This is a genomic window from Pseudomonas sp. GW821-FHT02B10 (assembly GCF_059421865.1).
In genome coordinates this window covers 1-14,152 of sequence record NZ_JBWKVU010000009.1, presented here as the reverse complement: position 1 = coordinate 14,152, position 14,152 = coordinate 1, and the positions used below count along the sequence as shown (strand labels likewise).

Annotated in this window: 8 protein-coding genes and 1 pseudogene; 5 read left to right on the top strand and 4 right to left on the bottom strand. The window is 65.2% G+C overall.

Going from position 1 to position 14,152, the window contains the following annotated elements:
- The first annotated feature begins 53 nt into the window (after nt 1–53).
- The gene (locus AC07VU_RS19210; RefSeq protein ID WP_277588922.1) at nt 54–1,109 is read left to right on the top strand and encodes an autotransporter domain-containing protein; all 1,056 of its coding nucleotides are present in this window, start codon (nt 54–56) and stop codon (nt 1,107–1,109) included.
- Between the two features lie 258 nt (nt 1,110–1,367).
- Here the strand turns inward: AC07VU_RS19210 and glgB are convergent, their stop codons facing one another.
- The 3 genes from glgB to AC07VU_RS19195 form a co-directional block, all read right to left on the bottom strand.
- The gene (glgB, locus tag AC07VU_RS19205) at nt 1,368–3,596 is read right to left on the bottom strand and encodes a 1,4-alpha-glucan branching protein GlgB (protein ID WP_274306721.1); all 2,229 of its coding nucleotides are present in this window, start codon (nt 3,594–3,596) and stop codon (nt 1,368–1,370) included.
- Nucleotides 3,597–3,638: 42 nt separating this feature from the next.
- Nucleotides 3,639–6,956, bottom strand: coding sequence for a maltose alpha-D-glucosyltransferase (gene treS / locus AC07VU_RS19200; RefSeq protein ID WP_495030261.1), 3,318 nt, complete (start codon nt 6,954–6,956; stop codon nt 3,639–3,641).
- A gap of 257 nt (nt 6,957–7,213) precedes the next feature.
- Nucleotides 7,214–9,214, bottom strand: coding sequence for an alpha-1,4-glucan--maltose-1-phosphate maltosyltransferase (locus tag AC07VU_RS19195; RefSeq protein ID WP_457276336.1), 2,001 nt, complete (start codon nt 9,212–9,214; stop codon nt 7,214–7,216).
- A 246-nt stretch (nt 9,215–9,460) separates the two neighbouring features.
- On the opposite strand from AC07VU_RS19195, the gene AC07VU_RS19190 reads away from it, so the two are divergent.
- Nucleotides 9,461–9,646 carry a hypothetical protein gene (locus AC07VU_RS19190; RefSeq protein WP_007930980.1) on the top strand — a complete coding sequence of 62 codons (186 nt, stop codon included), beginning with the start codon at nt 9,461–9,463 and terminating at the stop codon, nt 9,644–9,646.
- Nucleotides 9,647–9,745: 99 nt separating this feature from the next.
- Here the strand turns inward: AC07VU_RS19190 and AC07VU_RS19185 are convergent, their stop codons facing one another.
- Nucleotides 9,746–10,252 (bottom strand): MgtC/SapB family protein, encoded by a 507-nt coding sequence (locus AC07VU_RS19185; RefSeq protein ID WP_007930978.1) that lies wholly within the window; start codon nt 10,250–10,252, stop codon nt 9,746–9,748.
- 198 nt (nt 10,253–10,450) lie between these two features.
- Here AC07VU_RS19185 and AC07VU_RS19180 point away from each other — a divergent pair.
- The 3 genes and pseudogenes from AC07VU_RS19180 (at nt 10,451) to mapR (ending at nt 13,843) form a co-directional block, all read left to right on the top strand.
- Nucleotides 10,451–10,680 (top strand): annotated as a pseudogene (locus AC07VU_RS19180) (DUF3203 family protein).
- A gap of 207 nt (nt 10,681–10,887) precedes the next feature.
- On the top strand, nt 10,888–12,300 hold the full coding sequence (gene ccoG / locus AC07VU_RS19175; protein ID WP_274306717.1) for a cytochrome c oxidase accessory protein CcoG: 1,413 nt from the start codon (nt 10,888–10,890) through the stop codon (nt 12,298–12,300).
- A gap of 133 nt (nt 12,301–12,433) precedes the next feature.
- A complete protein-coding gene (mapR, locus tag AC07VU_RS19170) occupies nt 12,434–13,843 on the top strand; it encodes a GntR family transcriptional regulator MpaR (RefSeq protein ID WP_007930974.1) in 1,410 nt (469 codons plus the stop codon).
- The last annotated feature ends 309 nt before the right edge of the window (nt 13,844–14,152 follow it).

Sequence of the window (14,152 nt, the reverse complement as noted above, 5' to 3'; positions counted from 1 at the left end):
GGTAGGAGAGACGCCACGGCGAGACACGGCATGCGATTGCAAGGTAGCCCTCCATGAAAACTTCACTCACCCCACAAGAGATCAAGATCATTCTGTGCACAGTTTCCGCTTCGGTATTGCTGTGTTCTTCCATGGAGGTACAAGCGTCCCCTGCCGAGGACGAGGCGCAGCTCTGGTATCGCCAGGACCTGCTCCTGAACCGCCTGTTGACACCCGCGCCCTCCGCGACGCCCATGCCGGCCAGCCAGCCCCGGGGCAACAGCCTGGGTATCGTGCAAGGCAGCCCGCAGGTCTGGGACCCGCTGTACGGGCCCGCGGCGCGGCAGACCGAAGTCGGCTACCTCGGTTCGCGTTTTGCCAGCAGCATCAACGACACGCCCGACGGCCCGGTGCTCTACACCCTGGAAAGCAGCAGCGGGCATACCCAGCGCATCGGCCTGCTGGGCGGCCAGAGCCAGTTCCAGGCCAACGGCCAGGGCGTGCCCGGCGGCTTCAGCGACCCGCGTAACGACCGTTTCAGTGTCCAGGGTCAAAGTCTTGGCGCGTTCTGGAGCCTGACCGGTCCGCAGGGCTGGCACGTCGATCTGTCGGCCAGCGGCGCCCGGGTCAGCGGCTTCAGCCGCACCGAGCAAGGCCAGCGGCAAGCCGCCGAAGGCAGCGCGGTGACCCTGTCGGTGCAAGGCGGGATTCCCATCGGCATCAGCGACAACTGGGTGGTCGAACCCCAGGCGCAATTGATCAACCAGCGCGTCAGCCTGGACAACCCGAATGCCGACAGCAGCACCCACTCCGCCGGCAACCTGAACGCCTGGAGCGGCCGCGTCGGGGCCCACTTGCAAGGCCGTTACGACGTCGCCGGGCACTCGGTGGAACCCTATGTGCGCACCAGCTTGTGGCACACGGTATACAGCGGCGACACCCTGACCCTGGACAAGGTCGACAAGATCAGCAGCAGCCGCAAGTCCTCCACGGTCGAAGTCGGCCTGGGCCTGGTGGCCAGGCTTACCCCCGTCGTCAGCCTGTATGTGAGCGCCGACTACAGCAGCGACGTGGACGACAACGACCTCAACGGGCTGATCGGCAGCCTGGGTGTGCGGATGCGCTGGTAAAAACCTGTAGCCGCCGCAGGCTGCGATCGGCGGCGCAGCCAACGCAAAGGGAGCATCGGCCATACGCGTCGTCCGGGTTGCGGGCTCTGCGAGCCCGATCGCAGCCTGCGGCAGCGGCTACAGGGATTGGGTTTTCAGGGACAACTTGAGGGTGTCTGGGCGGATGTCATCGCGAGCAAGCTCGCTCCTACAGGGAACACGCAACCTCTGTAGGAGCGAGCTTGCTCGCGATCCGCTGCGCGCAGCGGGCAGTCGATATCACGCTTCGGGTTGCAGGATCAGCACCGCCAGCGGCGGCAGGTTCAACGCCAGCGACAACGCCTGGCCGTGGCTCGCCACGTCCTCGGTGAACACCCCGCCGCCATTGCCATAGTTGGACCCGGCATAGGTATCGGAGTCGCTGTTGAACAACTCGCCCCAGCGCCCGGCGAAGGGCACGCCGATCCGGTAGGCCTGGCGCGGCACCGGGGTGAAGTTGGCCACCACCAGCAGCGGCTTGCCGTCCTTGCTCCAGCGCAGCCAGGCGTAGACGCTGTTGATCGCGTCGTCGCCGATCAGCCACTGGAAGCCCTGGGGCGCGTCGTCCTGGTCGTGCAGCGCCGGCTGTTCGCGGTACAGCCGGTTGAGATCGCCCACCAGCTTCTGCACGCCGCGGTGCTCGGGGTATTGCAGCAGGTACCAGTCCAGTTGCTGATCGTGATTCCATTCGCGCCACTGGCCGAACTCGCAGCCCATGAACAGCAGCTTCTTGCCCGGGTGGGTCCACATGAAGCTCAGGTAGGCCCGCAGGTTGGCGAACTTCTGCCAGCGGTCGCCGGGCATCTTGTCGATCAGCGAGCGTTTGCCGTGCACCACTTCATCGTGGGAGATCGGCAGGATGAAGCGCTCGGACCAGGCATACACCAGGCCGAAGCTCAGTTCGTTGTGGTGATGGGCGCGGTACACCGGGTCCTGCTGGATGTAATGCAGCGAATCGTGCATCCAGCCCATGTTCCATTTATAGGCGAAGCCCAGGCCGCCTTGCTGGGTGCCCTGGCTGACGCCCGGCCAGGCCGTGGACTCCTCGGCGATCACCAGGGCGCCCGGCGCCTCGAGGGACACCACGTCATTCAGGTGACGCAAAAAGTCGATGGCTTCGAGGTTCTCGCGTCCGCCATGGCGGTTGGGCACCCACTCCCCGGCGTTGCGCGAATAGTCGCGGTAGAGCATCGAGGCCACGGCATCCACCCGCAGGCCATCGACATGGAAATGCTTGAGCCAGTGCAGCGCCGACGCCAGCATGAAACCGTGGACCTCGGTGCGCCCGAGGTTGTAGATCAGGGTGTCCCAGTCCTGGTGGAAACCTTCCAGCGGGTTGCCGTACTCGTACAGCGCGGTGCCGTCGAATTGCGCCAGGCCGTGGGCGTCGGTGGGAAAGTGCGCCGGCACCCAGTCGAGAATCACCCCGATGCCCGCCAGGTGGCAGGCGTTGACGAATGCCGCGAAGTCGTCGGCGCTGCCGTAGCGGGCGCTGGGGGCGAACTGCGACAGCGGCTGATAGCCCCAGGAACCGCCGAAGGGATGTTCCATGATCGGCATCAGCTCGATATGGGTGAACCCCAGGTTCTGCACATAGGGGATCAGGCGTTCGGCCAGTTCGTGCCAGTCGTACTGGCGCGCCACCTCGCCCAGATCGTCCACCTCGCATTGCCAGGAGCCGGCATGCAGTTCGTAGATCGACAAGGGCGCGTCGGTGCGCTGGCGTTCGCCGCGGGCCTGCATCCAGTCGAGGTCCTGCCAGTCGATGCTCAGCGGGCTGGCGACTTTCGAGGCGGTATCCGGCGGCAGCTGGGTGGCCAGCGCCACCGGGTCGGACTTCAGCGGCAGGATGCCGTGGGCGCCGAGGATTTCATATTTGTAGGCTTCGCCCGGGCCCAGGCGCGGCACGAACAGCTCCCAGACCCCGGACGGATGACGCAGGCGCATCGGGTGCCGCCGTCCGTCCCAGACGTTGAAGTCGCCGACCACCGAGACCCGCCGGGCATTCGGCGCCCAGACCGCAAAACGCACGCCGTCGACGCCCTCCACGGTTTTCAGCTGCGCGCCGAGGCAGGCGCTGAGGTCGCGGTGGTTGCCCTCGGCGAACAGGTACAGGTCCATCTCCCCCAGCAACGGGCCGAAGCTGTAAGGGTCTTCGCCAATATGCTCGCCACCGGCCCATTGCGTGCGCAGCAGATAGGGCTGGGCCTGGGCAAAGTGCCCGACGAACAACCCCGGCACCTCGGTGCCTTCCAGGCTGCCCAGCACTGTCCCGCCATCGCGAGCCAGCACCTGCACACTCAGGGCGCCCGGCAGGAAGGCACGGATGAATTGGCCGCCGGCGCCGTCGCCATGGGGGCCGAGCACAGCAAAGGGGTCCTGGTGCTCGGCACGCACCAATGCCTCGACATCCCGCGCGGCGGGCATTGCCTGTTTGACCTCACCCTGTTCCTTGTTCGAGAAACTCATGACTGCTCTCCAGCACTTTTTGTATCGGAAAAGGGTTTCACATCACTCAACCTTCATATCACTTAGCAGCACATGCAGCCCCCGCAGCGGCACCGCGAGCCAGGCCGGACGGTTTTCCGCTTCATACGCCACTTCGTAGGCTGCTTTCTCCAGGCTGAACAAGGCCAGCGCGGCGTCCTCGCCATTCTTTTCCTGCCAAGCATGAGCAAGACTAGCTGCCGCCAGCCGGTACGCCTGGACAAACGACTCGCGGGCTTCGCGCAGATAACGCTCGGTGACCCGCTGCCGGGCCGCCAGGGCGTGGGCCGAGGCGTCGAGGCTCTGGCCGCCGAGGGCCAGCGCCGCGGCATAGTCGAAGGAGCGCAGCACCCCACTGACGTCCTTGTACGGACTGTGCTTGCCCCGGCGCTCGTCCAGCGGCCGGGCCGGTTCGCCCTCGAAATCGATCAGGTAGGCGTCGCCCTTGATCACCAGCACCTGGCCCAGGTGCAGGTCGCCGTGGACGCGCATGCGCAGGCCGCCGACCGCCTGTTTCGCCAGGCCCTGGATATGCGCCAGGATCGCCGTCTTGTGTTGGCTCCACGACGCCACGCGCTGTCGATCCTCGGCCGTCAGCTCAGCCTGATGCTGCTTGAGCAAGTGCAAGGCCCGTTCCAGTTGCGCGCCAATCTGCCTGGCCCAGGCCTGGGCGTCCTTGTCGGTACTCGGCCGCGCGCGGAAGGCCGGGTTGGCGGTCGGCGCCGCGAGGACCTGGTGCATTTCCCCCAGGCGCTGGCCGAGCATGCCGGCAAAGTCGCGCAGCTCGCCCAGGGCGTTGTAATGCTGGTCCTGCTCGGACATGGCGTCGGCCAGTTCGTCGCGGATCGCCCGCTCCAGGTTGTTCTGGGTCCACTCCCAGGCATCGCCCTGATTGCTCAGGTAACCCTGGGCGATCATCAGCAGGCTGTCCTCGCCCTGCCCGTCCCGGCGGATCACCGAACCGAGCAAGGGTGAAATGTGCTGGAAGCCGGCGGCGGTCAGGTAGGCGCTCATCTCCAGTTCCGGGTGCACGCCGCTGGCCACCTTGCGGATCAGCTTGAGCACCAGGCTGGTGCCGATCACCACCGAGCTGTTGGATTGCTCGGCGGACAGGTAGCGCACTTCGGATTCCGCGCCCAGGCCGAGCCCGGCCAGTTGCTCCGTGGCCTCGAAGCGGATCTCGCCCTCGCCACACGGCAGCACGGTGTGCGTCTGGATCGCCTGCAGGACATTGTGCACAAAACTTTCCAGGGCAAAGGCGTCGGTGATCAGCCCCACCTGGCGGCCACGGCGCACCCGCGCCAGGGCCAGTTGCTGCGGCAACGCGGCGCCGATCTGCTCTTCGCCGAGCAGGCCGAACGGCAGCTGGTAGCGCCCGCTCTGGCCGCCGCCGCTGACCTCCAGCTCGCTGAGCAACACCGGATGCTGCGGATCGCCAAAGCGCACGCCATAGGCGATGTGCACCTGTTCGATGGCGCTGTCCTTGCCGGCGAACCAGCGACGCTTGGGTAGCCAGGTCGGCAGCGAACTCTGCTCCAGGGTGGTGCGCGACGGCGCTTCGAGCAATTCCTCGAGGCGTTTTTTCAGCACCAGGGTGGTGAAGTCCGGCATGCTCTGGGCCGGCTCCACATGCCAGCTCGGCATCTGGTTTTCCGTCGCCAGGACAAACCAGTAGAAACCGTAGGGCGCCAGGGTCAGGAGGAAATTCAGCTGGCCGATCGGCGGGAAGGCATTCCCGCCGAGCATCTCCACCGGCACCATGCCGGCGAACGCCGACAGGTCCAGTTCCGCCGCCTGGGCGCTGCGCGACACATTGGCCACGCAGAGGATGATTTCGTGCTTGCCGTCCGGCCCGGTGTATTCGCGGGTGTAGGCCAGGATCCGGCGATTGCTCGGCGACAGCATCTTCAGGCTGCCGCGGCCGAAGGCCTTGGACTGTTTGCGGATCGCCAGCATGCGCCGGGTCCAGTTGAGCAGCGAATGCGGGTCGCCGGCCTGGGTCTCGACATTCACCGACTGGTAGCCGTACAGCGGGTCCATGATCGGCGGCAAGACCAGGCTCGCTGGGTCGGCCCGGGAGAAGCCGCCGTTGCGGTCGATCGACCATTGCATCGGCGTGCGCACGCCATCGCGGTCGCCCAGGTAAATGTTATCGCCCATGCCGATCTCGTCGCCGTAATACAGGGTCGGCGTGCCCGGCATCGACAGCAGCAGGCTGTTGAGCAACTCGACCCGGCGCCGGTCGCGCTCCATCAGCGGTGCCAGGCGCCGGCGAATGCCCAGGTTGATCCGCGCGCGGCGGTCGGCGGCGTAGTAGTTCCACAGGTAGTCGCGCTCGCGGTCGGTGACCATCTCCAGGGTCAGCTCATCGTGGTTGCGCAGGAAGATCGCCCACTGGCAGTTGGCGGGAATCTCCGGGGTCTGGCGCAGGATGTCGGTGATCGGGAAGCGGTCTTCCTGGGCCAGCGCCATGTACATGCGCGGCATCAATGGGAAGTGGAAGGCCATGTGGCATTCGTCGCCGTCATTGCCCTTCACATCGCCAAAATATAATTGGGTGTCTTCCGGCCACTGGTTGGCTTCGGCCAGCAGCATGCGATCCGGGTAGTTGGCGTCGATCTCGGCGCGGATCTGCTTGAGCACGTCGTGGGTCTCGGACAGGTTCTCGTTGTTAGTGCCGTCGCGTTCGATCAGGTAAGGAATGGCGTCCAGGCGCAGGCCGTCGATGCCCATGTCCAGCCAGTAGCGCATCACCGACAGGACCGCCTTCATCACCTGCGGGTTGTCGAAGTTGAGGTCCGGCTGGTGGGAATAGAAGCGGTGCCAGAAGTACTGGCCGGCCACCGGGTCCCAGGTCCAGTTGGATTTTTCGGTATCGAGAAAGATGATCCGCGTGCCGTCGTACTTCTGATCGTCATCGGACCACACATAAAAGTCCCGCGCCTTGGAGCCGGCCTTGGCCTTGCGCGCCCGCTGGAACCAGGGGTGCTGGTCCGAGGTGTGGTTGATGACCAGCTCGGTGATCACCCGCAGCCCGCGCTTGTGGGCCTCGGCGATAAAGCGCCGGGCGTCGGCCAGGGTCCCGTAGTCGGGACTGACGCCGCGGTATTCGGCGATGTCGTAGCCGTCGTCGCGGCGCGGCGAGGGGTAGAACGGCAGCAGCCAGATGGTGTTCACCCCCAGGTCGGCGATGTAGTCGAGCTTGGCGATCAACCCGGGAAAGTCGCCGATCCCGTCGTTGTTGGAGTCGAAATAGGATTTGACGTGAACCTGATAGATCACCGCGTCCTTGTACCAGAGCGGGTCCTTGATGAAGGTGGCTGACCTGTGTTTCTTCGCCATGGGTAACTCCTGAAAAATTCATTGGTCCGTGGCTGTGTAACTGCCCTGTAGCCGCTGCCGAGCCTGCGAGGCTGCGATAAGGTCCGCAGGACCTTCGACGGCCCCAAGAGCGCGTCCCGTTCCGGGCCGATCGCAGCCTGCGGCAGCGGCTACACCGATCGCGCCTGTAGCCGCTGCCGAGCCTGCGAGGCTGCGATAAGGTCCGAAGGACCTTCGAGGCCGCCAGGAACACGTCCCGTTCCGGGCCGTCCGCAAAATCAGGCAACGCTGATGCGCCAGATACCGAACGGTTGCTGCCAGGGTTCGATCCGCATGAACTGGGTCTTGCCGTACCAGGTCCAGCGATGGCCGTTCATCAGGTCCTCGCCCTGGGTCTGCGCATCGTCGGGCAGGCCCAGTTCCCACAGCGGCAACTCGAAATGCGCCTCCTGGGCGTTGAACGGGTCGAGGCTGACCGCCACCAGGATGAAGTTGCTGAGGTCGGCGGTACGCTTGCCGAAATACAGGATGTTGTCGTTCCAGGCGTTGTAGACCTGCAAGCCCAGGTGCGTCTGCAGCGCCGGGTTCTGTCGGCGGATGCGGTTGAGCTGGGCGATCTCGGCAATGATGTTGCCGGGGGCGCTGAAGTCCCGGGGGCGGATCTCGTATTTCTCCGAGTCCAGGTATTCCTCGCGCCCCGGAACCGGCGCCGCCTCGCACAGCTCGAACCCCGAATACATGCCCCACAGGCCCGAGCCCATGGTGGCCAGCGCGGCGCGGATGAGAAACCCCGGGCGCCCCGAGTCATGGAGAAAGAACGGGTTGATGTCCGGCGTGTTGACGAAAAAGTTCGGCCGGTAGCATTCGCGCCACGGCGACTGATTGAGTTCGGTGAAGTAAGTCGCCAGTTCGCTCTTGGTGTTGCGCCAGGTGAAATAGGTGTAGCTCTGGGAATAACCGACCTTGCCCAGGCGCGCCATCATCGCCGGCGTGGTGAAGGCCTCGGCGAGAAAGATCACCTCCGGGTAGCGCGCCCGCACATCGGCAATCAGCCACTGCCAGAACGGCAGCGGCTTGGTATGCGGGTTGTCCACGCGAAAGATCTTCACCCCCTCCTCGACCCAGCCGACCACGATGTCGCGCAACTCCAGCCACAGGCTGGGGATGGCCTCGATGGCATAGAAGTCGACGTTGACGATGTCCTGGTATTTCTTCGGCGGGTTCTCAGCGTATTTGATGCTGCCGTCCGGGCGCCAGTTGAACCAGCCCGGATGCTGCTTGAGCCAGGGATGGTCCTGGGAACACTGGATGGCGAAATCCAGGGCGATCTCCAGGCCGTGCTCGGCGGCGGCGGCCACCAGGCGGCGGAAGTCCTCGCGGCTGCCGAGCTGCGGATGGATCGCCTCGTGGCCGCCCTCTTCGCTGCCGATCGCATAGGGGCTGCCCGGCTCGTCGGGGCCGGCAGTCAGCGAGTTATTACGGCCCTTGCGAAAGCTGCGGCCGATGGGATGGATCGGCGGGAAGTACAGCACGTCGAAACCCATGTCATGGATCATCGCCAGGCGCGAGTGCACATCATTGAAAGTGCCGTGACGGGCCGGATCATCGGTGATCGAGCGGGGAAACAGCTCGTACCAGCTGGCGAACTGCGCGCGTTCGCGCTCCACGTCCAGCGGGTATTCCGGGCTCAGGCTCAGGTAGGGACGGTGGTCGGACTCGGCCATCAGCCGTGCACTGCGTTCGTGCAGGAACAGCGCCACCTGCTCGGCTTCGAGCAGCGTCGCCAACTCATGGTGCAGCGCCAGCAACTGCTCGCGCAGCGGCCCTTCGCTGCGCTCGGCGGCGTGCAGCACATGGCTGCGGCCCTCCTGCAATTCGAGGCTGACCGCGATGCCGGCCTGGTGTTTCTTCTGCAGGTCGTAGCAAAAGCTGGCGAACTGATCGATCCAGGCCTCGATGCAATACAGGTAGCGGCCCTGGCTGGGCACTGTGAACTGGCCTTCCCAGCCGTTGTTGCCAAGGTCTTCCATGGTTTCGCTGTGCCAGTGGCTGTCGGCTTCGGCGCACCAGCGGATGCGCACGGCCAGTTTGTCGTGGCCGTCGGCGAACACCTTGCTGCTGACCCGCACCACCTGCCCTGCCACCGCCTTGACCGCGAACTGGCCACCGTCGATCAGCGGCCGGGTGTTCTCGATGACGATACGCGGCAGCAGCAAGGCCTGCGACAGGGGCAGGTTCGGGTTGTATTGCAGTTCAGTCGGTCTTTTTTCGGCAGTCATCGAGCATCACCCCTTACGCCCCATGGACGCTCTGTTGCTGGTCTATTCCGGCGCGGGCCCTCTCTTGGGAGCGGCCCCCAGGGTCGGCGACGACCCGCGCGGATCAGCGAAGCACTTAGGTTCCGAGACACCAGGGCCGGGAAAGTTCACCTGGATTTGCCTCCCTTCGCGCCGGGAATCAAATCACCGGGGCGAGGGTCCACCTTGGGAGACTGTGCAAAACCAAGCACAAAGGAGGCCATGCCGATGAGTATCCCGATCCCTGCGGAAACGCCCGACCCGAACATCGACCACCCGACGTTGCCGCCCACCGAGCCGCAACCGGTGCCCGAAGAAGATCCACCCGAAACTACCCCACCACCCAAGGAAGAGCCGCCGATCGATCCGGCACCGGTCATCGCTTGCGGTCACAGCATTACGCCCAAACCATGACAAGCGTAGACAATCGGTTGCCCGTCGCTGCCGTCGCCAACCGGCAGCGGGCATCCCTTCGTTGCTGGCGGCGAGTGTGCCCGCGACGCTTCAGGGCGTTCATCCGGGCGGTTCATCGTCGCCTTCCAGCTTGCGCACTATCCAGGGCATCACGCTGAAGACCGCCAGCGCCAGCAGAGTGCTGAACACCGCCGTGGCTTCGCGGCCGACGCCCGCCGAGACGCCGATCGCCGCGGTCATCCACAGCCCGGCCGCGGTGGTCAGGCCCTTGACATGCCCTTCCTCGTCCTGCTTGCCCTTGAGAATGGTGCCCGCGCCGAGAAAACCGATACCGGCGATCACCCCCTGCACCACCCGGCTCATGGCATCGGCCTGGGCGCCGGACATCTGCGGCACCAGCACGAACAGCGCCGCCCCCAGCGCCACCAGCATATGGGTGCGCACCCCGGCGGCCTTGCCCTTGTGCTCGCGTTCGAAACCGAGAATGCCGCCCAGCAGCGCGGCGATCAGCAGGCGCACGGTGATCTGGGTGAGTTGCCGGGCATCGCCGATGTCGGCGAACTCCGCTTGCAGGGTGACCCAGACTTCATGCCACCAGGCGTTCATGCGCAGGTCCTTTCGGTTCGGGTTCTCAGGTTCTTATTGGCGGGCGGGCGGACAACGAGGCAGCCCTCCTTAATGAAAGGACAGCGACGCCGGGCAAAAGGTGCGATCCGCCAGCGGGCGACCATTGATCGGTCGAGCAGAACCCCGGACGGCAGCCGGGCCCTAAAAACCGTACCCACCGCACAACAGGATTCGACCATGAGCCTGCGCATCGAAAACCGGATCTGCCATTTCGACACCGAAGACCTTCACGCCCGCCTGCCAGCGCCGTGACCGTGATCACCGACGCGGCCAGGTCGATGTCGGCGGTCGACCTCGAAGGCCGGCGTATCTACATCACCGAAGCAGAAGCCGACGCATTGACCGTAGCAGGCGCCACCGACGGCCGGCGCCATCTGCGCGCCAGCAACAGTGATTCGGTGATTTGACTGATCTGCATCACGGTGCCTCGCGTAGGCTTGTGCCAGACGCCGACGGCGCCCGATAGCAGGCGCCTGGCCGGGTATGGCAAGTTGTCGCAGGGCGGCGCCTGACGGGCATCTGATCTGCTTTTTATTGCGATACCTGAGTCTGTTATGCAAACAGATCGCTGGGCATAGTTCGTCTGCCTGATGGAGGCTGATGAGCGAACGACCATGAGCGAAAGAATCCCCGTCCGATTAGTAGAAACATTCGAGCCTGCGCGCCCAAAGACGAAGGCCAAATCCAGCGACAACCTGATCCACACCCGCAGTTTCACCGGCCTGTTCCGTACCCTGCGCATGAGCGGCGCGGGCTTCCTGTTCCTGCTGTTCTTCGGCACCGTTTGGCTGAACTGGGGCGGCCGCCAGGCGGTGCTCTGGGACCTGGCGGAAAGCAAGTTCCACATCTTCGGTGCCACCTTCTGGCCGCAGGATTTCATCCTGCTCTCGGCGTTGCTGATCATCTGCGCCTTCGGCCTGTTCGCCATCACCGTGTTCGCCGGCCGCGTCTGGTGCGGCTACACCTGCCCGCAGAGCTCCTGGACCTGGCTGTTCATGTGGTGCGAGAAGATCACCGAGGGTGAGCGCAACCAGCGCATCAAGCTCGCGGCCGCGCCCTGGAACCTGAACAAGCTGATCCGCCGTTCGGCCAAGCACACCCTGTGGCTGGCCATCAGCCTGCTCACCGGCCTGACCTTCGTCGGTTACTTCACGCCGATCCGGCCGCTGGCCGAGGAGCTGCTGACCCTGCAGATCGGCGGGGTCAGCCTGTTCTGGGTGCTGTTCTTCACCGGCGCCACCTACCTCAACGCCGGCTGGCTGCGCGAGGCGGTGTGCATGCACATGTGCCCGTATGCGCGGTTCCAGAGTGTGATGTTCGACAAGGATACCCTGACCATCTCCTACGACCCGGCCCGCGGCGAAATCCGCGGCCCGCGCAAACGCGGCGTGAAACCCGCCAATATCGGCCTCGGCGACTGCATCGACTGCCAGCTGTGCGTGCAGGTCTGCCCGACCGGCATCGACATCCGCGACGGCCTGCAGATGGAATGCATCGGCTGCGCCGCCTGCATCGACGCCTGCGATTCGATCATGGACAAGATGGGTTATGCCCGGGGCCTGATCAGCTACACCTCGGAACACCAGTTGCAGGGTGGCAAGACCCACCTGCTGCGCCCACGCCTGATCGGCTACAGCGCGGTGCTGCTGGTGATGATCGGCGCCCTGGCCCTGGCGCTGGTGGAGCGACCGATGGTGTCGCTGGACGTCAGCAAGGACCGCGGCCTGTTCCGCGAAAACAGCCTGGGCCAGATCGAGAACATCTACAGCCTGAAGATCATCAACAAGACCCAGCAACGCCAGGATTACCGCCTGCAACTGGTGGACGGCGACGGCTTCCAGCTGCAAGGCAAGACCGAAGTCAGCCTGGCCGCGGGCGAGATCGTCGACCTGCCGGTGTCGGTGGCGATGATCGCAGACCAGCCGCAGAGCAGTTCCCAGGAGCTGAGTTTCAAGGTGGTCGACGCCGACCAGCCGCAGATCTACAGCGTGGCCAAGAGCCGGTTTGTTGCGCCCTTGAACCGTTGATCCCTTAGACTGGGCGCCGCTTTGCGGCTATCGCGAGCAAGCTCGCTCCTACAGGTGCGCATTGGTCCTTGTAGGAGCGAGCTTGCTCGCGATAAATCGCTCAGCCACCGCAGCCTCCAACCCGAGCCGCCCCATGAAACGCTACGAAAAATTCGCCGACGACATCGCAGAACTGATCCGCTCCGGGGTGCTCGGCCCCGGCCAGCGCGTACCTTCGGTACGTTATGCCAGCCAGACCTATGGGGTCAGCCCGTCCACGGTGTTCCAGGCCTATTACCTGCTGGAACGGCGCGGCCTGATCCGCGCCCGGCCGCGCTCCGGCTACTTCGTCAACACCCATGCGCCGAGCCCGTTCTCGGAGCCGGTGATCAGCAGCCAGGTCAACGAGTCCACCGAGGTCGATGTCAGCGAACTGGTGTTCTCGGTGCTGGACTCGATCAAGGACCCGACCACCGTGCCGTTCGGCTCGGCCTTTCCCAGCCCGACCCTGTTCCCGCTGCAACGCCTGTCGCGTTCCCTGGCCAGCGCCAGCCGCGAGATGGACCCACGGGTGGTGGTCACCGACATGTCGCCGGGCAACCCGCAGCTGCGCCGGCAGATCGCCCTGCGCTACATGGTCGGCGGGCTGATGCTGCCCATGGAAGAACTGCTGATCACCAACGGCGCCCTGGAAGCCCTGAACCTGTGCCTGCAGGCGGTGACCGAACCCGGCGACCTGGTGGCCATCGAGGCCCCGGCCTTCTACGCCAGCCTGCAAGTGCTGGAGCGCCTGAAACTCAAGGCGGTGGAAATCCCCGTGCACCCGCGGGACGGCATTGATCTCGGGGTGCTGGCGCAGACCCTGGAACGGCACCCAATCAAGGCCTGCTGGTGCATGACCAGCTTCCAGAACCCCATGGGCGCGACCATGCCCGAGGCGAAGAAGCAGGAACTGGTGGCGTTGCTGCGCAGCCATCAGGTGCCGCTGATCGAGGACGACGTCTACGCCGAGCTGTATTACGGCCAGCAGGCGCCGAAACCGGCCAAGGCCTTCGACACCGAGGGCCTGGTGATGCATTGCGGCTCGTTCGCCAAGAGCCTGGCCCCGGGTTACCGCATCGGCTGGGTCGCCGCCGGGCGTTACGCGCAGAAGATCGAACGGCTGAAACTGATGACCTCACTGTGCGCCTCGATGCCGGCCCAGGCGGCCATCGCCGACTACCTGCAACACGGCGGCTACGACCGCCACCTGCGCAAACTGCGCTATGCCCTGGAAGAACAACAGAGCGCCATGCTCGCCGCCATCGCCCGCTACTTTCCGGCGCAGACCCGGGTCAGCCAGCCGGCCGGCGGCTACTTCCTGTGGCTGGAACTGCCGGCGCAGATGGATTCGTTGAAGCTGTTCCAGATGGCCCTGGCCCAGGGCATCAGCATCGCCCCGGGACCGATCTTCTCGCCGACCCAGCGCTTTCGAAACTGCATCCGCCTCAACTACGGCAGCCCGTGGAACGAAGCGGCGGAACAGGCCATGGAAACCCTGGGCAGGATCGTGCGGTCGTTCTGAAGCCGGGCCAGCGCTCCACGTAAACGCGGAACCTGTAGCCGCTGCCGAGCCCGCGAGGCTGCGACAAGGTCCGCAGGACCTTCGACGGCCTCAAGAGCACGTCCCGTTCCGGGCCGATCGCAGCCTGCGGCAGCGGCTACACCGATCGCGCTCCCTGTAGCCGCTGCCGAGCCCGCGAAGCTGCGACAAGGTCCGCAGGACCTTCGACGGCCTCAAGAGCACGTCCCGTTCAGGGCCGATCGCAGCCTGCGGCAGCGGCTACACCGATCGCGCTCCCTGTAGCCGCTGCCGAGCCCGCGAAGCTGCGAC